The following is a 23,725-nucleotide window of genomic DNA, read 5'->3' as shown; positions in this document are numbered from 1 at the left end:
CGTCGCTCATGTATCCGGACGAGGGCGGGTGCGCTGATCTGCGGAGAAGCCTCACAGCTCACACCAAGGTGGTGCGTAGCAACGCGTACGCCCCGGCGCGTAGGTGGCTGCTCGCGCCGGGGCGTACGTATCCGTCCGGTGCGCAAGAGGCGTTTCGGCCTCTTCCGCATGACTGAAGGTGGCTCAGTAGGCGCGCGCCACGATCGCGACGTTACCGGGTGCGTCGTCCGCCTCAGGCACCGACCCGTCGGCGGCGAGCAGACAGCGTACGGAGACCCCGTGCTCGGCGAGGGCCGCCTCGCCCTCCTCGCCGAGGGTCGCCCACGGGATGCGGGCCCAGCCGCCCGCGAGGGCCGCCTCGACCGCTTCGTCGAAGGTCGCGGTCTCGCTCGTACGGTCCTCGCGGCGTCGGCGTGACTCGGCCAGGAGCAGCGCCTGGTCCTCCTCGAGGACGGTGGGGAGCAGCCGGGCCAGGGCGTCGACGGGCACGGCCTCCTTGCCACCCGGGATGCGGCGGGCGAGCATCGCGGTGCCGTTCTCCAGGTCGCGGGGGCCGACCTCGATACGTACGGGGACGCCTTTCAGCTCCCAGTCGACCGCGCGGCGGCCGAAGGGGATGTCCGTACGGTCGTCGATGCGCACACGGACGCCGGCCGCCTCGAGGGCCTCTCCGATCTCGCGGACCTTGGCGATCACGGCCTCGTCGCCCTTGATGGCGAGGACCACGACCTGGAAGGGCGCGAGCCTGGGCGGCACCCGCAGGCCGTCGTCGTCGCCGTGCATCATCACCAGCGCGCCGATCATGCGGGTGGTCGAGCCCCAGGAGGTCTGCCAGACCAGTTCCTGCTTGCCCTCCTTGGACAGGTACCGGGTGTGGAACGCCTTGGCGAAGTTCTGGCCGAGCTCATGGCTGGTGCCCATCTGGAGGGCCTTGCCGTCGCCCATCATTCCTTCGAGCGTGAGGGTGTTGATGGCGCCCGCGAAGCGTTCCCTCGCGGTCTTGCGGCCCAGGACGACATCCATCGCGAGCACGTTTTCCATGAAGTCGGCGTAAACGTGGCGGTGGATGCGTGCCGCGAAGTCACGCGCCCCCTCGTATGTCGCGTGCGCCGTGTGGCCTTCCTGCCACAGGAATTCCGTCGTCCGCAGGAAGAGACGGGGGCGCAATTCCCAGCGCACGACGTTGGCCCATTGGTTGATGAGAAGGGGGAGGTCCCGGTAGCTCTGGATCCACTTGGCGAAGTAGTCGTTGACGATCATTTCCGAGGTGGGGCGGACGACGGCGGGCTCTTCGAGCTCCTTGCCGCCGCCGTGCGTGACCACGGCCAGTTCGGGCGCGAACCCCTCGACGTGGTCGGCCTCCCTGGCGAGATAGGACTGCGGGATCAGGAGCGGGAAATAGGCGTTCTGCGTGCCTGTTTCCTTGATGCGGGCGTCCATGTCCTGCTGCATCCGTTCCCACAGGCCGTAGCCGTACGGTCGGATGACCATCGTGCCGCGCACCGGTCCGTTCTCGGCCAGTTCGGCCTTGGAGATCAGGTCCTGGTACCAGCGCGGAAAGTCTTCCGCCCGGGGCGTGAGAACAGGTGCTTTGGCCATGGCGCGCATGCTACGGCGCGGGCCGTGGCGCACGGGAATCCTTTTTCGCCCGGATGCCGCGCCCCGCTCTGCCGCAGCCGGGGGGCGCACGACGGAGCACGCGGGCATTGTCGGCGGGCCTGCCCGACACCCCCTAGACGTGACGGACGATGCGGAGTTCTCTGGCTTACGGGGGGAGAGCGAGCAGCGCGCGAAACCGGTTCACACACCACAGCGACAACTCTCGGCATCTCTCGTTGGATTGGGGCACTTTCGATGACACCTACGCTCGTGCGGCGACACCTTTTCCACGCGGACCCCACGCCGCGCGTGGACCTGTGCGCACGCGCGCGTGACTGGTCGGAGATCCAGGAGCGCATGCTGGTCCCCGTCTACGAAGCGGTGTACGAGCGGCTCGAGGTCGGCTCGGGCACCCGACTCCTGGGACTCGACTGCGGTACCGGCCTCGCCCTGCTCATGGCCGCCTCGCGCGGCGCTGCCGTGACAGGCGTCGAACCCGCTGAACCCGAACGGCTCGCGCTCGCCCGAGACCGGCTGCTGCCCGCTGCCGGGGAGGGGCCCGCGTCCCGCGCCCCGCGGCTCACGGACGGCGGCGATGACGGCGTCAGCGTCTCCGAGCCCGGCGATCCTCCGTACAATCTTGTCACCGCCTTCCAGCCGATCGGCTGCACGGCCGGGGACTCGACGGGTCTGTCCACGCTCCTGGAGCGCGTCGCGCCGCTCACGGCACGGCACGCTGCCGTGGTGCTCGTCGGCTGGGGCCCGCCGGAGCGCTGTGCCTCCTCGGCGGTGCTGCGGGTGGCCACGAAGCTGTCCGACCCGTGCGGCACGGGCAGCTGGCGGCCCGCGCTGCGGGACGACCTGGAGGACGTCGCGCAGCGGGCCGGGCTGCGGCCCGACGGTTCGGGGCGCGTGGCGTGCCCGTTCGGGTACGCCGACGCGGAGAGCGCGGTACGCGGTCTGCTGTCCACAGGGCTGTTCGACGCGGCGGTGAGCGCGACGGACCTGGCGCAGGTGGACAAGGAGGTGACGGAGGCGCTGCAACCGTACGTGCGCAAGGACGGCACCGTATGGATGCCCAATGTCTTCCGGTACCTGATCGCGCGTACGCCCTGAGTCGTAGGGCCTGATCAGTCCTTGGTGAGGCGGGTGACGCCGGCGATCCGGTAGGCGTTCGCCTCTTCGAGGGTCTCGTTCTCGAGGAGCGCGCCGGCCAGCGCGTCCAGCCTGGCGCGGTTCTCGCGCAGCGTGTGCAACGCCTCCTGGTAGCACTCGTCCACGATGCGGCGCATCTCGCGGTCGATCGTGTCGAGCGTGTCGGGGGCGGCGGCGAGCCCGTACGTCTGCTGGGCGTCGTTCGGGAGGGCGGACAGCCGGCCGACCTTCTCGCTCATGCCCCAGCGGCCGACCATGCCGCGGGCGATGCTGGTCACCTGTTCGAGGTCGTTCTCCGCTCCTGTGGTGACGACGCCGTAGACGACCTGTTCGGCCGCCATGCCGCCGAGGGCGCCGATGATGCGCCCTCGGAGGTACCCCTCCGTGTACGCGTATCTGTCGGCGTCCGGGGTGGACAGCGTGACGCCGAGCGCTCTGCCGCGCGGCACGATCGTGATCTTGCGGACCGGGTCGGCGCCGGGCTGGAGCATGCCCAGGAGGGCGTGGCCGCTCTCGTGGTAGGCGGTGCGGTGGCGCTCCTCGTCGGGCATCACCAGGGGGCGTTCCGCGCCGAGCTGGACCTTTTCCAGCGCCTCGGAGAGGTCGGTCCGCGTGACCTGATCCTGCTTGCGCTTGACGGCGAGGAGGGCGGCCTCGTTGGTGAGGTTGGCGAGTTCAGCGCCGGTCATGCCCGGCGTCGTACGGGCGACCTGGGCGAGGTCCACGTCGGGGGCGAGCGGGATCTCGCGCGAGTGGATCTTGAGGATGGCTTCGCGGCCGCCCCGGTCGGGCGGCGAGACGGTGACGACGCGGTCGAAGCGGCCGGGCCGGGTGAGGGCGGGGTCGAGGACGTCCGCGCGGTTGGTGGCGGCGATGACGATGACGCCCTCCGAGCCGGTGAAGCCGTCCATCTCGGTGAGGATCTGGTTCAGCGTCTGCTCGCGCTCGTCGTGGCCGCCCATACCGCTGCCGCCGCCCCGCGCGCGGCCGATGGTGTCGATCTCGTCGATGAAGATGATCGACGGGGCGACCTTGCGGGCCTCGGCGAAGAGTTCACGCACGCGTGAGGCGCCGACGCCGACGATCATCTCGATGAACTCCGAGGCGGAGGCCGAGAAGAACGGCACCTCGGCTTCGCCCGCCACCGCGCGCGCGAGCAGCGTTTTTCCGGTGCCGGGCGGACCGGCGAGGAGCACGCCGCGCGGCATCTTGGCGCCCATCCTGCGGTAGGCCTCGGGGTTCTTGAGAAAGTCGACGACATCGTTGAGCTCGCCCTCGACCTCGTCGATACCGGCGACGTCCTCGAAGGTGGTGCGCTTCTTCCCGGCCTCCAGTTCGACCGGCTTGGGCGGCTGTTTACGGCCGAGCATGCCGCCCGCGCCGCCCATGCCCTGGCTCATGCGCCGCGCGATGAAGACCCACAGGAAGACCAGGAGCAGCATCGGAGCGAGCGAGATGAGCAGGTTGGACAGGAAGCTGCGCTCCTGGACGACCGGTTCGGCCGTCACGACGACGTCGTGCTTCTCCAGGTTCGCCCAGAGGTCGTCGTCGGCGAAGGAGGGCCTCTGGGTCGTGAACTTCGTGTAGTTCTTCTTACCGCCGTCGCTGTCGTCCGGGGTGGGCTGCTCCTTCTTGAGCTGGCCCTGGATCGCGTCGCCCTTGGCGTAGATCTTGGTGACGTTGTCGTCGGCGACCTGCTTACTGAACTCGGTATAGGAGATGGTCGGCTCGTCGCCCTGGTTGAAGAACGACAGCACCAGGTTGGCGATGAGGTAGACGACCAGGGCCGTGAGGACGAGGCCGCCCCAGCCGCCGGGCATCTTGCGCTTGGGCGACTGCGGGGGCGGTGGCGGGGGCGCCCCTTCGGAGCGCCAGGGCTGATCGGTCCGGTCGCGCGGGGGTACGGGGTTCGCCACGCCTCTTCTCCTCCTGCCCGCAGCGTCGGTCACTCCTGCGCCCATGACCGCACGGATTCGGACCTCTTGCCAGTATCCAGAATCCTGGTTACTGTCTGGTTTGTGAACGGTTTCGATGAGCGCTTCCTTACGCGCAACGGCCTGGCGGCGCGCCAGCTTGCGGTCCTCCTGATGGGCCTCGAGGCGGAGACACGGCTGCCGCGCGTGAAGGACTTCGCACAGGAACTGGGGTGCGGGAACGGGACCGTGCAGGCGGCATTGCGCCTCCTGGAGGAGGCCGGCGCCATCGCGACCGCCGCCCGGGGCCATCTGGGCACCTTCCTGGTCCGCTCGGACCGCGCCATACTCTGGCGCCTCTCCGGCCTCGGCACCTTGCTGGCCGCGATGCCGCTGCCCTACTCGCGTCGTTACGAGGGCCTGGCCACCGGCCTGCGCGCCGCGTTCGAAGCGGCCGGCACCCCCTTCGCCATCACCTTCATGCGCGGCGCCGGCGACCGTACGGCGGCGCTCCTCGAAGGCAAGGTCGACCTGGTGGTGCTGTCACGCTTCGCGGCCGACGGCCTGGTCGAGCAGCACAAGGACCAGCTGGCGCTCGTCGCCGACCTGGGCCCGGCCACGTACGTGGGCGCGCACGGCTTCCTGGTGCGGGACGGGGTGTCGCTGGACTCCCCCGGCCTGCGCGTCGCCGTCGACCACGCCTCGGAGGACCAGCGCATGCTGGCGGAGCGCGCCTTCGCCGGGCGCGACGACATCCGGTGGGTCGAGTCGTCCTACATGCAGCTGCGCGACCTGTTCGCGCAGAAGCAGGCCGACGCCACCGTCTGGAACCTCGACGAGGTGCAGGGCCGGCTCGGCATGGAGGTGGACGTCCTGCCGCTCGGTGACGAGGTCACGCGCGATCTGGCGCTGCGCAACTCCAGTGCGGCGATCATCGGCAGGACCGAGGGCGCGAAGGCGCTGTCCGCGGTGCGCGACGTCCTCGACCTGTCCCAGGTGGCACAACTGCAGTCCGAAGTGGTGCGGGGCGAGCGCATCCCCTCGTACTGACGCTCTCGAGCGAGTCGTCCGGTCCCGGTCTCCGGGGTCTTGCCTTCGGCTCAAAATACAAAATCCCGGTTACTGTCTTGATTGGGAGGACCCATGGACGACCAACTAGCGCTCCGCATCCGGCTGTTCCGGGAGGGCGGCCAGGTCGGACCGGACGTCGCCGAGTTCGTGACCACCGAGCTCGCGGCCCTGGAGAACGAGGGGAACACCGTCACCGAGGAGAGCGCCGGGATGCTGACCAGCCATCTGATGATGGCGCTCACCCGGCTCATGGACGGCGCGCCGATCGAGCAGTTCCTCACGGACGACCAGGTCGCCGCCGAACTCGCCGACCACCCCGACGCCGTGGCGCGCGCCCGGCTCCTCGCGGCACGCGCGCGTGGGGCGCTCGGCCGGACCCTGCCCGAGTCCGAGATCAACTTCCTGGCCATGCACCTCGCCGTCCTGGCGCAGCAGCCCGCGCGCTGAGCCCGACCCCGGGCCCTTCGGGCCCCAGAAAGAAGGAACCAGACATGACGAAGATCCTCACCGGCGGCGTCGGCAAGGTCGAAGTGGCCGACACGGTCAAGGGGCTGGGTCTCGACGGCGTCGAGATCGTCGTCTCCAGCGACATGGACGCGGCGATGAAGCTGCGTGCCGGCCAGGCCGACTACTTCCTGGGCACCTGCCACACCGGCGCCGGAGCCTCCCTCGGCGTGCTCGTCGGCCTGATGGGACAGCCCGCCTGCCACACCTTCGGGCGTGGCGTACCGACCGAGGAGGAGGTCGAGGCCCTCCTTGCGGACGGCAAGAAGGTGTTCGGCTTCTCCATGGACCAGATCGACCGGATCGCCCCGCTGCTCGCGCGGGCGATCGCGGCCCGCTCGTAGCCGCGTAGGACACACCATGAACACAGCCACGGGCACCGTCATCGCCGCCGGTGCCGACCTCGACTTCAGCCTCGCACAGCAGCTCACCGTGGTCGCCCTGTGCGCGCTGACCGCGTTCATCTCGCACATGGCCCTGGCCGTCTTCAACGACGGCGTGCGCCCCTTCATGCTCGACTTCATCCAGGGGCGGTCCACCCGCAGCGCCACCACGGCGGTCTCGTTCGGCCTGTCGGCCGGGTTCATCTTCGGCCTCGGCGCGCCCATGGCCCTGTCCACGGGCGTCCTCAACCCGTGGCTGGTGTTCCTGCCCACCGACATCCTGGGCATCCTCTCCCCCAAGAAGTGGCTCGCGCCGATCCTGGGCGCGGCCTGGGGCGCGGTCGTCGTCTTCGGCCTGAACGGCGCCAACAACCTGGCGCACGATCTGCCGGTCGACTTCCTGACCGCGATGCAGCAGATGTCGACGCCGATCCTGTTCCTGTTCACGCTGTTCCCGGTGCTCGCCATCACCAAGCAGTTCGGGCGCAGGTGGGGCGGTATCGCGGGCGTCCTCGAACTCGCGCTGGTCGTCATGACGATGAAGCTGTGGCCGAACGTCTTCGCGGGCGCCATCGCCATGGCCGCCGGCGTCCTGATGCTGATCGGCCTCGCGATCGCCAAGGACCTCAGGCAGCGCAAGGCGGACCGGGCGAACGCCGTCGAGGAGACCACCCCCGACGACGACCCCATGGCGTCCCTGTTCAGCGCGAGCGCGGCGCGCCTTCGCAAGTACCTTCCGCTGTTCATGGTGCTCGGCGCGGGCGTCTGCGTCCTGGCCCAGATGCACATATTCGGCGGCGGTGAGGCGACCAGCTTCCTGATCGCCAAGGGGCAGTACGGGGAGGCGGCCCAGGTCGACTTCTACCGGGTGTTCGGCTTCATCCCGCTGATCGCGACGACGGCCCTGGCCTCCGGCGCGTACGGCATCGCGGGCTTCACGCTCGTCTACCCCATCGGCTACCTGCTGCCGAACCCGTTCCTCGCGGCTGTCGTCGGCGCCCTCGTCTTCGCCGTCGAAATCCTCGCCCTGTCCTACATCGGCAAGTTCCTCGGCAAGCTGCCGAGCGTGCGCGACTCGTCGGAGCACCTGCGCAGCGCGATCACCGACACGCTGCAGCTGGCGATCCTCTTCGGCTCGCTGATGGCGGCGAACGCGATGGGCGCCGGGCTCGGCATCCTCGTCGTGGGCGGCCTCTACCTGCTCAACGAGGCGATGGGACGGCCCGTCGTACGGATGGCGGCGGCGCCGGCGGCCGTGATCGTCGGCGGCATCCTGCTCAACGTCCTGTACTGGCTCGACCTGTTCACGCCGATCAAGCCGTGAGGGGTCCGGTCCCGTCGTGATCCGGTCGGCCACCACCACGGATTCGCACGCTCCGTGAAACTCACCCCAGATTTCGTCACTCTCCGTGTAACTTTTGCGGAACGCGAGTCGTTGAGGGGGTGAGCGGCCGACGACCGAGGCCGACCGCACCACCCGGCCCGCCGGGGCCAGTTCGCCGGAAAGGAACACCCACCATGCACACCACCACCCTCCACACCGTCACGGGGCCCCTTTCCCACGAAGCTGTCCGCGGCCCCGCCCTCGCCCACGAGCACCTCGTCCTGAACCTGGACCGCGAGGGTGACGGCGGCGCCGTGCTCGACGCCGAGCGGCACGGTCCGGCCGTCGCCTCCGAACTCAGAGCGCTGCGCGACACGTTCGGCCTCTCCCTCGTCATAGAGCTGACCTGCCGCGGCATGGGGCGCGACCCGCGCGCGCTCGCCGCGCTCGCGCGGAAGACAGGGGTCGCGGTCGTCGCGGCGACCGGCTGGTACTACGAGCCGTTCCACACGCCGGAGGTGGCGACGGCGAGCGTGGAGCAGCTCACGGAGAGCCTCATGCGCGAGATCGAGGGCGGCTTCGGCCCGAGCGGCATCCGGCCCGGAGTGCTCGGCGAGGTCGGCAGCCACGGTGACGTGCCGAGCGAACCAGAGGCTCGTTCGCTGCGCGCCGCCGCCCGGGCCGCCGCCGCCACCGGATTGTCCGTCGCCACGCACGCCCAGCTCGGGCGCGGCGGCCTCGCCCAGCTGGCGCTGCTCACCTCCGAGGGCCTGCCCGCGCACCGCGTCTCCGTCGGCCACCAGGACCTCCTGGACGACCCGGGTGTGCACAAGGAGCTGGCGGCGAGCGGCGCGTACGTCGCCTTCGACACGGTCGGCAAGGAGAGCTACCAGAGCGACGAGACCCGGCTGCGCCTGCTGCTCGGCCTCATCGAGGCGGGGTACGCCGACCGGACCCTGCTCAGCTGCGACATCTCGCGGCACGCGTACTTGGAGGCGGAGGGCGGACAGGGGTACGGGCATCTGTTCCGCTCGTTCCTGCCCCGGCTGCGGGCCGCCGGGGTGGACGACGACCTGATCGACCTGATGACGCGGCGCAACCCGCTGCGTTTCCTGACCGGCGCGAGCACGGAGGAGATCTGACCATGCCCCGACCGAACTCTCCCTCGGCGCCGTCCCTGCCGGTGACCCATCCGCTCCCCACCGTCCCCGTGGAGGAGGCCACGGCACGGCAGTTCCGGCTCCTCGAATGCACGGCGGCGCACTTCCAGGGCGCGGAGCTGTTCTCCGCGGACGCCGGTGTGGTGCCCGGCCTCGGACGGCCGAGGACGACCGCCCAGGTGGAGGCCGTGCTCGCCGACTTCTTCGGCGCACAGGACGCAGCCCTCGTCCAGGGGGCGGGCACCGGCGCCATCCGGGCGGCGCTGAACGCGGCGGTGAGCGCGGGCGATCCGCTGCTCATCCACCGGGCGCCCGTCTACCGCACCACCGAGGTCACCCTGCGCGGCCTCGGCGTCCGGACGCACGAGGTCGACTTCAACGACCTGGACGCGCTGCGCGCCGCCCTCGGCTCCGGCCGGTTCCGCTGGGCGTACGTGCAGCACACGCGCCAGCGGCTCGGCGACTCCTACGACCCGGGCGAGGTCCTGGCCGCCTGCCGCGAGGCCGGAGTGCGCACGGTCGTCGACGACAACTACGCGGCGTTCCGGGTCCCCCGGGCCGGCGTCGAGCTGGGCGCCGACGCGTCCTGCTTCTCCCTCTTCAAGCTGCACGGCCCGGAGGGCGTGGGCGCGGTGGTGGGCGCCCGTGACCTCGTCGAGCACGTCCGCGCGGACAACTATTCGGGCGGCGGTCAGGTCCAGGGCCATCAGGCGCTCGACGCGCTGCGCGCGCTCACGCACGTACCGGTGATGTGGGCGCTGCAGTCGAGAGTCGGCGCGGAGGTCGCCGAGCGTCTCGCCGCGGGCGAGGTACCGGGCGTCACCGACGTACGGATCGCCAACGCGCAGGACCGCTGTCTGCTGGTGCGCCTCGACCGGCCCGTCGCGCGCGAGCTGCCCGCCGTCGCCGCGAAGTTCGGGGCGGCGCCCTACCCGGTGGGCTCCAACTCGCGGTTCGAGATCGCGCCGCTCTTCTACCGCATGTCCAGCTCCTCCCTCGACGACGCCCCGGAGCTCGCCGACTGGACGGTCCGGATCAATCCGATGCGGGCAGGTGCCGATCTGGTCGTCTCCGTCCTGCGCCGCGCACTCCACGAACTCAGCAAGGACTGACCGACCGTGTTCCTCGACAGCCTGCTCGCCCGCAACCCCGCGCTGACCGACGCGGCGACCGATCTCCACCGGCGCGGCGCGATCCCGCCGGACACCTACGTGATGGACCTCGACGCGATCGAGGGGAACGCGGCGCTGCTCGCCGCGGAGGCCCAGCGGCTCGGCCTGGACCTCTGGTTCGTCGTGAAGCAGCTCGGCCGCAACCCCGAGCTGATCAGGGCGATCGCCCGGCACATCCCGAAGTACGCCGCCATCGACCCGCCGGAGGCCCGCACCCTGCACGCGGCCGGCGCGCGGGCGGGCAACCTCGGGCACCTGGTCCAGATCCCGCACCGGGCGCTGCCCGAGATGCTGGCCTGGCGCCCGGAGACGGTGACCGTGTACGACGTGGCGAACGCGCGGGCGGTGTCCGAGGCCGCGCTGCGACTCGGCCTCGTCCAGGACGTGCTGGTACGTATCGAAGGCGCGGAGGGGTCCGTCTACCCGGGGCAGGAGGGCGGGGTCCCGCTCGCCGGCATCGAGGAGTTCGCGGCGGCGGTCGAGCGGCTGCCCGGGGTACGCATCGCGGGCGTCACGGCGTTCCCGTGCGTGCTGTGCGACCCGGTCACGGGCCTGCCCGCGCCCACGCCCAACTTCGAGATCGCGCTCAAGGCGCGCCAGACAGTGGCGGCGCGCGGACATGAGGACCTCATACTCAGCGCGCCCAGCGCCACCTCCGTGGCAACGCTCCCGATGCTCGCCGAGCTCGGGGCCACGCACGGCGAGCCCGGCCACTCCCTCACCGGCACCACCCCGCTGCACGCGCGCGACCTCGGCCAGCCGGAGACGCCCGCGTACGTGTACGTCACCGAGGTCGCGCACACCCTCGCCGACGGCAGGCCCGCGGTCTTCGGCGGCGGTTTCTACGCGCGTTCCCAGATCACCTCGGCGCTGCTCCCCCGCACGGGCCTGCGGCTTCCGGTGCAGGATGCCCCGCCGCAGAACATCGACTACTACCGGCTGCTCGACGCCCCCGGGCCCGGCGCGGACGTGCGGGTGGGCGAGACCGCGCTGCTCGCGTTCCGCACGCAGATCTTCGTCACGCGCTCGACGGTCGCGGTGGTGGCCGGGCTCTCGACCGGCGCACCCCGCCTGGTCGGGCTGTACGACGCACAAGGGAAGGCCGTCTCATGAGCAAGACCGTGATCGTGGTGGTGGACGGGTTCGGCGTCGGCGCGATGGCGGACGCGGGGGCGCTGCGCCCGGGTGACCTGTCCGCGGACACCTGTGGGCACGTTCTCGACCGGTGCCGGGAGGCGTTCGGCAGGCCGCTGCGGCTGCCCGTGCTCGGCGCGCTCGGTCTCGGCCTGGTCCATCCGCACCCCGACCTGGCCCGGCGCACGCATCTGCCGGTGGCCGTGGGGAGGGCCACGCTCGGCTATCCGGGGGCGGACACGTTCGCCGGGCACCAGACGATGATGGGCGCGGACTTCAGCCGGGTGACCGTGGCACGGCTCGCCGAGCACCTCGACGAGGTCACCCGGGCGCTCACGGATGCGGGCCACAAGGTCGAACCGCTCGACGGCAAACCCCTGGTGGTCGTGGACGGCACCGTCCTCGTGCACGACAACCTGGAGGCGGACCCGGGCATCAACTGGAACGCGTCGGGCCGCCTCGACGCCATCGGCTTCGCCGGGATCCTCGCCATCGCGCGTACGGTGCGGTCGGTCGCCCCGGTCGCCCGCGTCATCGCGGTCGGCGGTCACGCGGAGAAGTCGCTGGACGCGTACGTGCGCGCGGGCGACGGCGGCACGGTCGGCCTGGACACCCCGGCGACCGGCTTCTACCGCAACGGCGGGCTCCAGGTGCAGCACCTCGGCGCCGGCCTCGACCACACACGTCAGCTCCCCGACCTGGCGGCGCGGGCCGGTGTTCCGGTGACGCTCGTCGGCAAGGCGGCGGACATCCTGTCCTGCGAGGCGGCCGTGCGGCGGCCCGCCGTGGACACCGCCGAGGTCCTCGCACACACGCTCGAGGCGGTGCGCGCCGACGGGGACGCGCTGGTCGTGGCGAACGTGCAGGAGTCCGACCTCGCGGGCCACCAGCAGGACACCGAACGCTACGGACGCATCCTGGAGCAGGTCGACGCGGGCCTCGCCGCACTGCTCTCCCTGCTCTCCGAACCCGGCGACCGGCTGATCGTCACCGGGGACCACGGCAACGACCCGACGATCGGGCACGCCTTCCACACGCGCGAGTACGTCCCGGTGCTGATCCACCGCCCCGAGGCGCGAGGTGCCGAGCTGATGCCGGACGCGACGAGCCTGGCCGACGTGGGCGCCACCGCGGCGGCGGCGCTGGGCCTCGACCCGGCGGGCCTGGCCAACGGCACGGAGATACGGGCGGCCTCGACGCGGGCCGCCTGACCGCCTCCGTACGGACCTGACCCAGGGCCCTTCCTGTAAGGGCCTCGTAACGGACCTCCGTACAGGGGTGAGGGGCGCCCGCAGCAGCGAGCGCCCCTCACCCCTCCGCGTACGGAAAGGTCACCGGATCATGACGTCAGCCCATGAACTTCTTGAACTCGTCGGGCAGTTCGAAGTCCTTGCCGCCCTGCTGGCCGGCGCCGGGCAGGCCGAGCGCGCCGCCCGCCTCGGCCGCGGCAGCGCGCCGGGCGGCCTCCTCCTGCTCCTGCTGCTTGCGCTTCATCGGGTTGCCGGAGCGCTGCTTGCCCTTGGCCTTCTTCGTCTGCTTCTTCTGCCGGGCACCGCCGCCGCCCATGCCGGGCAGGCCGGGCATCCCCGGCATGCCGCCGCCCTGGGCCATGCGGGACATCATCTTGCGGGCCTCGAAGAACCGCTCGACGAGGTTCTTGACCGCGCTGACCTCGACGCCGGAACCCTTGGCGATACGGGCGCGGCGCGAACCGTTGATGATCGAGGCGTCGGCGCGCTCGGCCGGGGTCATCGACTTGATGATGGCGGCGGTGCGGTCGACGTCGCGCTCGTCGAGGTTGTTGATCTGGTCCTTCATCTGCGCCATGCCCGGCAGCATGCCGAGCAGCTTGGAGATGGAGCCCATCTTCCTGACCTGCTCCATCTGTGCCAGGAAGTCGTCGAGCGTGAAGTCCTGGCCCTTCTTGGAGGCCAGCTTCGAGGCCATCTTCTCGGCCTCTTGCTGCGAGAAGGTCTGCTCGGCCTTCTCGATCAGCGTGAGCATGTCGCCCATGCCGAGGATGCGGGACGCCATGCGGTCCGGGTGGAACGCGTCGAAGTCGTCCAGCTTCTCGCCGTTGGAGGCGAACATGATCTGACGGCCGGTGACGTGCGCGATCGACAGCGCCGCACCACCACGCGCGTCACCGTCGAGCTTCGAGAGCACGACGCCGTCGAAGCCGACGCCGTCGCGGAAGGCCTCGGCCGTGTTGACCGCGTCCTGACCGATCATCGCGTCGACGACGAAGAGGACCTCGTCCGGCGAGACGGCGTCGCGGATGTCCGCGGCCTGCTGCATCAGCTCCTGGTCGATACCGAGACGGCCCGCGGTGTCGACGATCACGACGTCGTAGACCTTGGACTTCGCGTACTCGATGGAGTCCTTGGCGACCTTGACCGGGTCGCCCACGCCGTTGCCCGGCTCGGGGGCGTAGATGCCGACGCCGGCGCGCTCGGCGACGACGCTGAGCTGGTTCACGGCGTTCGGGCGCTGGAGGTCGCAGGCGACGAGCAGCGGCGAGTGGCCCTGGGTCTTGAGCCAGTGGCCGAGCTTGCCCGCGAGGGTCGTCTTACCAGCACCCTGCAGACCCGCGAGCATGATCACGGTCGGGCCGGTCTTGGCGAACCGCAGCCGGCGGGTCTCGCCGCCGAGGATGCCGATGAGCTCCTCGTTGACGATCTTGATGACCTGCTGCGCGGGGTTCAGCGCCTGGGAGACCTCGGCACCGGCGGCCCGTTCCTTGACCTGCTTGATGAAGGCGCGGACGACAGGCAGCGCCACATCGGCCTCAAGGAGGGCGATCCGGATCTCGCGCGCCGTGGCGTCGATGTCCGCCTCGCTAAGGCGACCCTTGCCGCGGAGATTCTTGAATGTCGCTGCGAGGCGATCGGAAAGAGTGTCGAACACGGCGGTCGCGAATCCTCGGGTCGGGTGGCTCTACGGACAGGTGGCCTTCCAGGGTATCTGCCGCGACCGATTGGGTCAGCGCCCCGTCGGGGACAGTGGAAGCGGAGGGCTGGTACGCGTACGTTCCGCGCCCCGCGACCCGTCTGCGAGCGGTACCGACCAGGGCGGGACCTGCCCTCGGACGGGGTGGTGTCGGTGGCGCGCGCCCTCGAAAAGGCTCCGCGGTCGGGCGCGGCTCCCGGCGGTGGCCGCCATCGGCACCGGCCGAGGGCGGCCGGTCGCGGGCCGGACCGCGGGAGTGCGACCCGCGCACGCGCCGAGTCGCGAGCGCGCCGCCCTCGCCGCCTCTCCCAGAGGCGGAGCACGCCATGCACCCCGCCCGGCCCGCAGCACATCCACGACACGTGCCGGCCGAGGCCGTCCGGGCCCGCACCGGAACTTCGCAGCTCAGCCGCAGACCGCCGCGTCCGGTCGGGAGGCCGGATCAAGGGTGTGCGCCGCCGGGTTCCAGGGCGGGCCCCGTCCTGGAACCCGGTGGCGAGTCGCCGACCCCGTACGTCTCGCAAGCGGCGAAGCGCGCCATGGAGCCCGGCGCCGACGACGCACCGCGTCTCGCGGCGGACCCGCACCTGGCACCGGCCCAGGCCGGCCGAGCGCGGGCCCGGATGCCGCGGCGCCCTGTCCGCAAGCGCCTGGATGCGGAACCTCCTCACGGAACCCTGCCGTCAGCGCCGCCTCTTCCGAAGGCAGCGGCCGTCATACAGCCCGGCCACCCGGCAGCACAGCCTCGAAGAGCTTCAGCCCGACACCACAGCCCCCGAGCCGGAGCGTCGCAGCTCAGCCGCCGGACCCCGCGCCCGGTTGCAACGCCTTCTCGACCGCGCGCGCCACCGATACCGCCTCCTCCGAAGGCAGGGGCGCGCCCTTGAGCCCCGTGACGTAGAAGGCGTCCACCGCGTTCGCGCCCAGTGTGGAGACGTGTGCCGAGCGCACACGGACGCGGGAGGTGTCGAACGCGCGGCCGATGCGGTGCAGCAGGCCCGGCGCGTCCTGGGCCCGTACCTCGATGACGGTCGCGAGGCGGGAGTCCGCCGAGGCGACGGTGACCCGGGGCGGTGGCGGCACCGTGCCGCGCCGACGCGGGTAGGCCGCGTCCCGTTCGGCGAGTCGCGCCGCGATGTCGAGCGAACCGTCGAGGGCGCGTACGAGGTCGGCGCGGAGCCGGGCGGCCTGCGGGAGGGAGCCGTACTCGGCGGCGACCCGCCAGTTGAGGAGCAGCACCGAAGGCCCTTGCGGCGAGCCGCCCTCCCCCGGCCCCCGGCCCCATTCATCCGGCAGCGAGAGCGAGCGCAGCTCCGCCGTGCGCACCGTCAGCCGGTGCATGGCCAGGACACCCGACACGGCGGGGAGCACGCCCGACTGGTCCGGTACGGCGATCAGCAGCTCCACGCCCAGCGGTTCCGGCTCGGCCGGTTCTGGCGTGTGTTTCGCGGCAGCCTCCTCCGTCACCGCGGACACCACCGGCTCCGGCTGCGTGCGCAGCGACAGCACCGGGCCTCCCGTGCGGAACGCCTCCACCGCGAGCCGCTCCTGTTCGGCGGTGGGCTCGGCGTTCTCGGAGGCGTCCGGGTCGACGGGGGCGGCCCCGGCCAGCAGCGCGGAGACCCGTTTGACCAGGTCGGACACGAGGGATCCGCGCCAGGAGGACCATGCGGCGGGGCCGCTGGCCAGCGCGTCCGCCTCCGTCAGCGCGTGCAGCAGTTCCAGCGTGCCCTGCGAGCCGACGGCGTCCGCGACGGCGCGTACGGTCGCCGGGTCCTCCAGGTCGCGCCGGGTGGCGGTCTCGATGAGCAGCAGGTGGTGGCGGACGAGGGTGGCGAGGACGGCGACATCGACCCGGTCGAAGCCGATCCGCGCCGCCACGTCCCGCGCGATGATCTCGCCCGCGACGGAGTGGTCACCGGGCCAGCCCTTGCCGATGTCGTGCAGCAGCGCGGCGACGAGCAGCAGGTCGGGCCGGCCGACGCGGCGAGTCAGCTCGGAGGCGCGGACGGCGGTCTCGACAAGGTGCCGGTCGACGGTCCAGGTGTGGACGGCATTGCGCTGCGGCCGGCACCGGACCCGCTCCCAGTCGGGCAGCAGCCGGGTGATCAGCCCTTCCGCCTCCAGCGCCTCCCAGACCTCGACGGTCGTGCGGCCCGCGCCGAGCAGCGTGACGAGCTGTTCGCGGGCTTCGGCGGGCCACGGGCTGGGGAGCGGCCGGGTCGCGGCGGCCATCCGCCGGACCGCGTGCAGCGACAGCGGAAGTCCGGCCTGGGCCGCCGCGGCGGCGGCGCGGAGCGGGAGCACGGGGTCGCGTTCGGGCCGGGCCGCGCGCGCGAGGACGGCCTCGCCGTCCATCTCGACGACGCCCTCGGCGAGCGGCGAGCGTTCCACGGGCGCGGCCTTGCCGCCGCCCAGCATGGCCCGCAGCCGGGGGCGTACGGACCGGGACTTGAGCACCCTGCCGACCTCGCGCCAGGTCACGTCACTGGCGTAGGACACCGTGCGCGCGGCCTCGTACACCTGTCGGAGGAGCACGTCGGCGTCGAGCAGGCCGAGTCCGGCGGCGACCTGGTCCTGTTCCTGGAGGGCGAGGCGGTCGGTGGCGCGGCCGGTCGCCAGGTGGAGGGCGTCGCGCACGTCGAGCAGGCGACGGCGCGCGTCGGCGAGGCCCTCGCGCGGCGCGTCGGCCAGCCAGGACGCGGCGACGGCCCGCAGCGCGGTGGCGTCGCGCAGTCCGCCGCGCGCCTCCTTCAGGTCGGGTTCGAGAAGGTACTGGAGCTCGCCCTGGCGTGCGGCGCGCTCCTCGCACAGTTCGCGCAGTTCGGGGAGGCGCTTGGGTGCCTGGTTGCGCCAGTCGGCGAGGACGGCGGTGCGCAGTCCGGCGGTGAGGCCGAGGTCGCCGGCGAGGTGGCGGGCGTCGAGGAGTCCGAGCTGCACCTTGAGGTCGTCGCCCGCGGTCTTGCGGGCCTCGGTGGGCGTCCGCACGGAGTGGTCGAGGGCGAGGCCGAGATCCCAGACCGGATACCAGATGCGGTCGGCGAGCGCGGCGACGGCTCCGAGGTCTGCCGAGCCGTCGTGGAGGAGCAGCAGGTCGAGGTCGCTGCGCGGGGAGAGTTCGCCGCGGCCGTAGCCGCCGACGGCGATGAGCGAGACGCCGCCGCCCGGCGTCCCGGTGCCGAAGAGTCCGGTCAGCCAGTCGTCGGTCAGTTCGGCGAGGGCGGTACGGCGCGGCGGCCCGGACCGCGCCCCTTCCTGGAGGAGGCGCAGCCGGGCCGCCGCGTAGCCGCTGGGCCGGTCGTCCGCTTCTTCGGTCCGTACGTCGTCCACACTCGCCACCCGGCAGCTCCCGTTCTGTTCAGCGTCGCATCGCTTGTCGCGTGGGTTACAGCGCGTCCGGTCCGCGCTCGCCGGTCCGAACGCGGATCGCTGTCTCGACGGGGACCGCCCAGACCTTGCCGTCGCCGATCTTGCCGGTGCGTGCGGCCTTCACGACGACTTCGAGGAGTTGCTCCGCGTCGTCGTCCTCGACCAGGACCTCGATACGGATCTTGGGTACGAGGTCGACGGTGTACTCGGCGCCGCGGTAGACCTCGGTGTGGCCGCGCTGGCGGCCGTAGCCGCTGGCCTCGGTCACGGTCAGGCCCTGGACGCCGAAGGCCTGGAGGGCCTCCTTGATCTCGTCGAGCCGGTGGGGCTTGACGACCGCGGTGATGAGCTTCATGCGTCCACCTTCTTCGTGTTCTGGGCTGTCTGCGCGGCGGGCGTGGCGGGCGTGGCGGTGCGGGCCATGGAGCCGCCGCCCGCGCCGGTGAAGTCGTAGGCGGTCTCGGCGTGCTCGACCTGGTCGATCCCCGCGACCTCGTCGTCCTCGGCGACCCGCATGCCCATCGTCTTGTCGATGAGGAAGGCGAGGAGCGCGGAGACGACGAGCGAGTAGGCGAGGACGCCGCCGACACCGGCGCACTGCTTCCAGAACTGGGTGAGGCCGCCGCCGTAGAAGAGGCCCTGGACGTCGGACTGGCCGCCGCCCGTGGCGAAGAACCCGATGAGCAGGGAGCCGGCGATGCCGCCGACCAGGTGGACGCCGACGACGTCGAGCGAGTCGTCGTAGCCGAACTTGTACTTCAGGCCGACGGCCATGGCGCACAGCACACCGGCGATGGCCCCGACGGCGATCGCGCCGAGCGGCGAGATCGCGCCACCGGAAGGAGTGATGGCGACGAGTCCGGCGACGGCGCCGGAGGCGGCACCCAGGGAGGTGAAGGCGCCGTGGCGCAGCTTCTCGTATATGAGCCAGGCGAGCATGGCGGCGGCGGTGGCGACCTGCGTGTTGACGAACATGAGCGCGCCGACGCCGTCGTCGTTGCCGAGCCACGAACCGGCGTTGAAGCCGAACCAGCCGAACCAGAGCAGCCCGGCGCCGAGCATCGTCCAGGGCAGCGAGTGCGGCCGCATCGGGTCCTTCTTGAAGCCGACGCGCTTGCCGATGACGAGGATCACGCCGAGCGCCGCGGCACCCGCGTTGATGTGGACGGCCGTACCGCCCGCGAAGTCGATGACGCCGAGGTCGAAGGCCCAGCCGCCGGTGCCCCACACCCAGTGGGCGACGGGGAAGTAGACGATCGTGGCCCACAGCGTGATGAACAGGGCCCAGGCCGTGAACTTGACGCGGTCGGCGAGGGCGCCGCTGATCAGGGCGGGCGTGATGATGGCGAACATCAGCTGGAAGACGGCGAAGACGTAGACGGGGACGGTGTAGCCGTCCCACAGCTGGGTCAGGCCGATCCCGCTGAGGCCGACGAAGTCACCGTCCCAGCCGATCAGCGACCCCTTGTCGGTGCCGAACGCCATCGAGAAGCCGTACAGCACCCACAGGATCGTGACGATCCCGAGGCTGATGAAGCTCATCATCAGCATGTTCAAGGTGCTCTTGACGCGGACCATGCCCCCGTAGAAGAAGGCGAGGCCCGGCGTCATGAGCATCACCAGGGCGGAACAGATCAGCATGAAGCCTGTGTTCGCGGCAGAGAGTTTCGGCGCTTCTGCGGCGAGCGTGATGGCGGCAGGTGCCATCGGCGTCTCCTCGTCGTCGGTACGGCCCCGTGCGGGCGAAGCCTGGAGGCGGCCATGAGGGGTGGGCCGGTTATGCGCCAGACTCTGGCCCAGCGCCGTTTCGGCGGGGGCCCCTCGATGTTTCGGCGCAGTGACGAAGAGGTCGTGGGTGTTACGCCTGCATGAAGTGGCTGCACGGCAGACCGGCCGCGGCTTTCCGTCTCCGGTGACCTGGCATGGGGGAGCCGAGTCGGGCTGTAACGGGGACGGTCGGCCGCGGCCGGCGATCGTGGGGTGTCAGACCGCGGCTTCGGCGGTCTCGGGCAGTTGGACGGCCAGTTGTTCGGTCAGCTGGATGACTTCGGCGACGTCCCCGAAGTCACGGACCGCGGTGTCCACGGTCTTGCGGATACGGGTGTTGACGCGCTCGGAGCGGACCTTCTTGGCGATCCCGAGCGCCTGGTCCGCCATGACCGTGGCCTGCTCGGGCTCCTTCTGGAGCAGGTGCACCGTGGCCATGCCGATCAGGTTGAGCGCGTACGAACGCTGGTGCTCGAAGTCCTTGCCGAACAGTTCGACGGCCCGCTGCATCACCGGTTCGGCCATCGACGCGTAGGTGGGGCTGCGCCCGGCCACGTAGGCGAGGTCGCGGAAGGAGTGACTGTTCTCGCCGTGGAGTTCGGCCTCGGAGAAGAAGCGGATCCAGTCGGGGTCCGGGTCGTCCCACTCGTCGGCGTCGGCGAAGGTGTCCTCGGCCATCCGCACGGCCCGTTTGCACTTGCCGGGCTGGCCCATGTTCGCGTAGGCGCGGGCCTCCATCGCATACAGCATGGCCTGGGTGCGCGGACTGGCGCAGTCCCGACTGCCGTACTGGGCGAGGTGGACGAGTTCCAGTGCGTCCTCGGGGCGGCCCAGGTGGATCATCTGGCGGCTCATGCTGGACAGGACGTAGGAGCCGAGCGGCTTGTCGCCCGCTTCCTTGGCGGCGTGCAGAGCGAGCACGAAGTACTTCTGCGCGGTGGGCTGCAGACCGACGTCGTAACTCATCCACCCGGCCAGCTCGGCGAGTTCGGCCGCGACCTTGAACAGGCGTTTCGTGGTGGCCTCGGGCTGCGGCTCCTGGAGGAGGTCGGTCACCTCGTGCAGCTGTCCGACGACCGCCTTGCGGCGCAGACCGCCGCCGCACTGGGCGTCCCACTGGCGGAACATGACGGTGGTGGACTCCAGCAGGTCCAGCTCGGGCCTGGAGAGACGGTTCCCCCGGCGCTGCGCGGCGGCGTCGAGGTCGGTGCCGACCGCGGCGCCGCTGGGCCCGGGCACGAGCCAGCGCTGCATGGGCTCGATGAGCGAGGGGCCCGCGGCGAGCGCGAGGGAGCTGCCGAGGAAGCCGCGGCGCGCCAGCATCAGGTCGCTGCGCGAGAACTCGCCGATGAGCGCGACGGTCTGCGGCCCGGTCCACGGCAGGTCGACGCCGGAGACCGAGGGCGCCTGGTGCGCGGCGCGCAGCCCGAGGTCCTCGACGGCGACCACGCAGCCGAACCGCTCGGAGAACAACTCGCTGAGGATGCGTGGGATCGGCTCGCGCGGGTTCTCCCCGTCGAGCCAACGCCGCACACGCGAGGTGTCGGTGGAGATGTGGTTGGCGCCCAACTGCCGAGCCCTGCGGTTCACTTGACGCGCCAGCTCACCCTTGGACCAGCCGCTGCGCACGAACCACGAGCCGAGCAGTTCGTTCGGGCGCTTCTCAGCGTTCGTCACGCTTCCGCCGCTGCCGCCCACTGGAACGCCCCCATCCCTTGAACCGTCTAAGGCGCTCATCTCAACGCCACGTCCTGTAGGCCTCTTCCACTGCGAGCCCTACCCGCAAGCCCTATCAGAATGCCGCCAACTACGGGGCCTCGTCCGCCAGTTGTCACTCGTCGAACAGGAAAGCGACTTGCCGTTGGCATACCCACGGGTGCATGTACCCCGAGAGCCCGTGTACTGAAAGTAATCCTACGATCACCCCTTCGGCGAGGGCGAACATGGAAACGCCACCATTCGCCACCCCTTCGAATGAACTCAAGGGCCGCCACACGCGATTCACTTGACATAGGACAGCCGGAAGTCGGCGAAACGGAGTGCGCGAGGGCGCACGTTGCCGAGCGCACCACCCCGGATGCGACTCACCGCCACCCTGACCAGGCGGCTCGCACACAGTGGGTCACGATCCGATTCCGTCGCGTAACCACCGGCGCGCAGTACCCGTTGGAGGGGGCATGGGCTTCACGATCGGCGGCATCCGCGAGATGCGCTCCGGGTCACGTCGGCGCGGCCGCACGTCCGGCCGCGCATCGGCCTGCACCGCGGTGGCGGAGTTCACCGGACTGTGGGGCTGGGACGTGGTGCCCGGCGCGCGGGCGGCGGGCCCCCACTGCTCCTGCGGCAAGGCGGACTGCCCGGCCCCCGGCGCGCATCCGCTCGACCCCGCCGCGGTGGTCCCGGCCGGCGCCACCCTCGATGAGGTGACGGACGCCTGGAGCCGGTTTCCGGGCGCCTCGGTCCTGCTCCCGGTCGGCCGCGCGTTCGACATCATCGACGTCCCCGAGCCCGCGGGCCGTCGCGCCCTGATCCGTCTGGAGCGGATGGGCCTTCCGCTCGGCCCGGTGATCGCCACCCCGGAGGGCCGCGCGCACTTCTTCGTGGCGCCCGGCGCCGCGGCCCAGCTCCCCACGCTGCTCTACCGCACGGGCTGGGACGACGCGACGCTCGACCTGCACGCGCTCGGCCCCGGCGCGCACATCACGGCCCCGCCCTCCGACCGCTCGGGCCTCGGCCCGGCGACCTGGCTGCGCGCCCCCTCCCTGGACACGGCGACGCAGCCACCGCAGGCGCGGCTCCTCCTGGGGACGCTGGCGTACGTGGCGCACCGCTCGCCCTGGGCATGACCGGCACCGCCTCGTAGAAGACCTCACAGAAGACTCGTAGGAGACCTCACAGAAGAAGGGGATGGAAAGGCGCTCGCGCCTTTCCACCCCCTTCGGCTCCGTCCGGGACGGGACGGGACGAGACGGGACGACCGGCTACTCCCCGATCAGCGCGTCCACGAACGCCTCGGGCTCGAACGGCGCCAGGTCGTCAGGGCCCTCACCGAGACCGATCAGCTTGACCGGCACGCCCAGCTCCCGCTGGACCGCGACGACGATGCCGCCCTTGGCCGTACCGTCCAGCTTGGTCAGCACGATGCCGGTGATGTCGACGACCTCGGCGAAGACCCGCGCCTGCACGAGGCCGTTCTGCCCGGTCGTGGCGTCGAGCACGAGCAGTACCTCGTCGAGCGGCGCGTGCTTCTCCACGACGCGCTTGACCTTGCCGAGCTCGTCCATCAGACCGGTCTTGGTGTGCAGACGGCCCGCGGTGTCGATGAGCACGACGTCGGCACCGGCGGCGATGCCCTCCTTGACGGCGTCGAACGCGATGGACGCCGGGTCGCCGCCCTCGGGGCCGCGCACCGTGCGCGCGCCGACCCGCTCGCCCCACGTCTGCAACTGGTCGGCGGCGGCGGCGCGGAACGTGTCGGCCGCACCGAGCATCACGTTCTTGCCGTCGGCGACGAGCACGCGCGCGAGCTTGCCGGTGGTGGTGGTCTTGCCCGTGCCGTTGACGCCCACGACCATCACGATGCCCGGGGTGTCCAGGTTCGAGTCGGTCCTGACCGTGCGGTCGAACTCGGGGACGAGCAGCGTGAGCAGCTCCTCGCGCAGCAGGCCGCGCAGCTCGTCCGGGGTGCGGGTACCGAGCACCTTCACGCGCTCGCGCAGCCGGTCGACCAGCTCCTGGGTGGGCTGCACGCCGACGTCGGCGGTGAGCAGCGTGTCCTCGATCTCCTCCCAGGTGTCCTCGTCGAGGTGCTCGCGGGACAGCAGGGTGAGGAGTCCCTTGCCGAGCGCGTTCTGCGAGCGGGAGAGCCGGGTGCGAAGCCGTACCAGGCGGCCCGCGGTGGGCTCCGGTACCTCGACCGCCGGAGCGGCCGGCTCCTCGACGACCTCCTCGGTGACCGGTTCGGCGACCGGGAGGTCGACCTCCTCGATCGTGCGCCGCGCTTCGTCGCGCGGCGTCTCGGCCTCGTCGCCGACGTGCGGCTCGGTGGGCGGGGCGGTGGTGATGTCGGGCGCCGAGGGCGGCGGCGGAGGCAGCTGCTTCTTCTTGCGGCTGCCGACCACGAGCCCGCCGAGCGCGCCGATCACGACCACGGCGATGACTACAGCAAGGATGACGATTTCCATAACCCGTCCAGTATCAGCCATGGGGCCCCCGCGGAGCCGCT

General features: G+C 71.4%; 18 protein-coding genes. 10 read left to right on the top strand and 8 right to left on the bottom strand.

Annotated features, from left to right (window positions below; genetic code table 11):
- Window positions 1-183 precede the first annotated feature (183 nt).
- The gene (gene proS, locus ACH4RC_RS32120) at window positions 184-1,599 is read right to left on the bottom strand and encodes a proline--tRNA ligase (protein ID WP_398207128.1); all 1,416 of its coding nucleotides are present in this window, start codon (window positions 1,597-1,599) and stop codon (window positions 184-186) included.
- Between the two features lie 255 nt (window positions 1,600-1,854).
- On the opposite strand from proS, the gene ACH4RC_RS32115 reads away from it, so the two are divergent.
- Window positions 1,855-2,715, top strand: coding sequence for a class I SAM-dependent methyltransferase (locus tag ACH4RC_RS32115; RefSeq protein WP_398207126.1), 861 nt, complete (start codon window positions 1,855-1,857; stop codon window positions 2,713-2,715).
- Window positions 2,716-2,729: 14 nt separating this feature from the next.
- Here ACH4RC_RS32115 and ftsH read toward each other — a convergent pair whose 3' ends face one another.
- Window positions 2,730-4,670, bottom strand: coding sequence for an ATP-dependent zinc metalloprotease FtsH (gene ftsH / locus ACH4RC_RS32110; protein ID WP_398207124.1), 1,941 nt, complete (start codon window positions 4,668-4,670; stop codon window positions 2,730-2,732).
- Between the two features lie 102 nt (window positions 4,671-4,772).
- Between ftsH and yhfZ the strand changes: the two genes are divergently transcribed.
- The 8 genes from yhfZ (at window position 4,773) to ACH4RC_RS32070 (ending at window position 12,626) form a co-directional block, all read left to right on the top strand.
- Window positions 4,773-5,717: a GntR family transcriptional regulator YhfZ gene (gene yhfZ, locus ACH4RC_RS32105; RefSeq protein ID WP_398207123.1), complete on the top strand. Its 945-nt coding sequence runs from the start codon at window positions 4,773-4,775 to the stop codon at window positions 5,715-5,717.
- A 93-nt stretch (window positions 5,718-5,810) separates the two neighbouring features.
- Complete coding sequence (locus tag ACH4RC_RS32100; RefSeq protein ID WP_398207121.1) at window positions 5,811-6,185, top strand: PRD domain-containing protein; 375 nt, start codon at window positions 5,811-5,813, stop codon at window positions 6,183-6,185.
- Between the two features lie 44 nt (window positions 6,186-6,229).
- Complete coding sequence (locus ACH4RC_RS32095; RefSeq protein ID WP_398207119.1) at window positions 6,230-6,586, top strand: DUF2620 domain-containing protein; 357 nt, start codon at window positions 6,230-6,232, stop codon at window positions 6,584-6,586.
- Between the two features lie 16 nt (window positions 6,587-6,602).
- Window positions 6,603-7,949: a YhfT family protein gene (locus tag ACH4RC_RS32090; RefSeq protein WP_398207117.1), complete on the top strand. Its 1,347-nt coding sequence runs from the start codon at window positions 6,603-6,605 to the stop codon at window positions 7,947-7,949.
- Window positions 7,950-8,143: 194 nt separating this feature from the next.
- The gene (locus ACH4RC_RS32085) at window positions 8,144-9,091 is read left to right on the top strand and encodes a phosphotriesterase (protein WP_398207115.1); all 948 of its coding nucleotides are present in this window, start codon (window positions 8,144-8,146) and stop codon (window positions 9,089-9,091) included.
- Between the two features lie 2 nt (window positions 9,092-9,093).
- Window positions 9,094-10,221 (top strand): aminotransferase class V-fold PLP-dependent enzyme, encoded by a 1,128-nt coding sequence (locus tag ACH4RC_RS32080; RefSeq protein WP_398207113.1) that lies wholly within the window; start codon window positions 9,094-9,096, stop codon window positions 10,219-10,221.
- Window positions 10,222-10,227: 6 nt separating this feature from the next.
- Window positions 10,228-11,394, top strand: coding sequence for an alanine racemase (locus ACH4RC_RS32075; RefSeq protein ID WP_398207111.1), 1,167 nt, complete (start codon window positions 10,228-10,230; stop codon window positions 11,392-11,394).
- The gene (locus ACH4RC_RS32070; RefSeq protein ID WP_398207109.1) at window positions 11,391-12,626 is read left to right on the top strand and encodes a phosphopentomutase; all 1,236 of its coding nucleotides are present in this window, start codon (window positions 11,391-11,393) and stop codon (window positions 12,624-12,626) included. The genes ACH4RC_RS32075 and ACH4RC_RS32070 overlap by 4 nt, the downstream gene beginning before the upstream one ends.
- Window positions 12,627-12,762: 136 nt before the next feature.
- Here ACH4RC_RS32070 and ffh read toward each other — a convergent pair whose 3' ends face one another.
- From ffh to ACH4RC_RS32045, 5 genes are all read right to left on the bottom strand, one after another.
- Window positions 12,763-14,322, bottom strand: a complete 1,560-nt coding sequence (gene ffh / locus ACH4RC_RS32065; protein WP_398207108.1) for a signal recognition particle protein — start codon at window positions 14,320-14,322, stop codon at window positions 12,763-12,765.
- A gap of 837 nt (window positions 14,323-15,159) precedes the next feature.
- Window positions 15,160-17,703, bottom strand: a complete 2,544-nt coding sequence (locus tag ACH4RC_RS32060) for a [protein-PII] uridylyltransferase (protein WP_398207107.1) — start codon at window positions 17,701-17,703, stop codon at window positions 15,160-15,162.
- A 46-nt stretch (window positions 17,704-17,749) separates the two neighbouring features.
- A complete protein-coding gene (locus ACH4RC_RS32055) occupies window positions 17,750-18,088 on the bottom strand; it encodes a P-II family nitrogen regulator (protein WP_361065033.1) in 339 nt (112 codons plus the stop codon).
- Entirely contained in the window at window positions 18,085-19,440 is a 1,356-nt protein-coding gene (locus tag ACH4RC_RS32050) for an ammonium transporter (RefSeq protein ID WP_398207105.1), read from the bottom strand. The genes ACH4RC_RS32055 and ACH4RC_RS32050 overlap by 4 nt, the downstream gene beginning before the upstream one ends.
- A gap of 276 nt (window positions 19,441-19,716) precedes the next feature.
- Window positions 19,717-21,198, bottom strand: a complete 1,482-nt coding sequence (locus ACH4RC_RS32045) for a hypothetical protein (protein WP_398207104.1) — start codon at window positions 21,196-21,198, stop codon at window positions 19,717-19,719.
- A 479-nt stretch (window positions 21,199-21,677) separates the two neighbouring features.
- Here ACH4RC_RS32045 and ACH4RC_RS32040 point away from each other — a divergent pair, with 479 nt between their 5' ends.
- Window positions 21,678-22,346 carry a bifunctional DNA primase/polymerase gene (locus ACH4RC_RS32040; RefSeq protein WP_398207102.1) on the top strand — a complete coding sequence of 223 codons (669 nt, stop codon included), beginning with the start codon at window positions 21,678-21,680 and terminating at the stop codon, window positions 22,344-22,346.
- 135 nt (window positions 22,347-22,481) lie between these two features.
- Here the strand turns inward: ACH4RC_RS32040 and ftsY are convergent, their stop codons facing one another.
- Window positions 22,482-23,684, bottom strand: a complete 1,203-nt coding sequence (gene ftsY, locus ACH4RC_RS32035; RefSeq protein ID WP_398207100.1) for a signal recognition particle-docking protein FtsY — start codon at window positions 23,682-23,684, stop codon at window positions 22,482-22,484.
- Window positions 23,685-23,725: the final 41 nt, after the last annotated feature.

Origin of the sequence: Streptomyces sp. NPDC016845 (assembly GCF_044332585.1) — a bacterium.
Classification (GTDB): Bacteria; Actinomycetota; Actinomycetes; order Streptomycetales; family Streptomycetaceae; genus Streptomyces.
Note: the sequence above shows the minus strand (reverse complement) of the source record. Positions and strands in the feature narration are given on the sequence as shown.

Bases quoted from the DNA above. Each gene is read 5' to 3' on its own strand.
- ACH4RC_RS32095 (WP_398207119.1), top strand. From the start codon at position 6,230: ATGACGAAGATCCTCACCGGCGGCGTCGGCAAGGTCGAAGTGGCCGAC.
- ACH4RC_RS32100 (WP_398207121.1), top strand. From the start codon at position 5,811: ATGGACGACCAACTAGCGCTCCGCATCCGGCTGTTCCGGGAGGGCGGC.
- ACH4RC_RS32085 (WP_398207115.1), top strand. From the start codon at position 8,144: ATGCACACCACCACCCTCCACACCGTCACGGGGCCCCTTTCCCACGAA.
- ACH4RC_RS32050 (WP_398207105.1), bottom strand. From the start codon at position 19,440: ATGGCACCTGCCGCCATCACGCTCGCCGCAGAAGCGCCGAAACTCTCT.
- ACH4RC_RS32070 (WP_398207109.1), top strand. From the start codon at position 11,391: ATGAGCAAGACCGTGATCGTGGTGGTGGACGGGTTCGGCGTCGGCGCG.
- ACH4RC_RS32055 (WP_361065033.1), bottom strand. From the start codon at position 18,088: ATGAAGCTCATCACCGCGGTCGTCAAGCCCCACCGGCTCGACGAGATC.
- ACH4RC_RS32115 (WP_398207126.1), top strand. From the start codon at position 1,855: ATGACACCTACGCTCGTGCGGCGACACCTTTTCCACGCGGACCCCACG.
- ACH4RC_RS32040 (WP_398207102.1), top strand. From the start codon at position 21,678: ATGGGCTTCACGATCGGCGGCATCCGCGAGATGCGCTCCGGGTCACGT.
- ACH4RC_RS32090 (WP_398207117.1), top strand. From the start codon at position 6,603: ATGAACACAGCCACGGGCACCGTCATCGCCGCCGGTGCCGACCTCGAC.
- proS (WP_398207128.1), bottom strand. From the start codon at position 1,599: ATGGCCAAAGCACCTGTTCTCACGCCCCGGGCGGAAGACTTTCCGCGC.
- ACH4RC_RS32080 (WP_398207113.1), top strand. From the start codon at position 9,094: ATGCCCCGACCGAACTCTCCCTCGGCGCCGTCCCTGCCGGTGACCCAT.
- ftsY (WP_398207100.1), bottom strand. From the start codon at position 23,684: ATGGAAATCGTCATCCTTGCTGTAGTCATCGCCGTGGTCGTGATCGGC.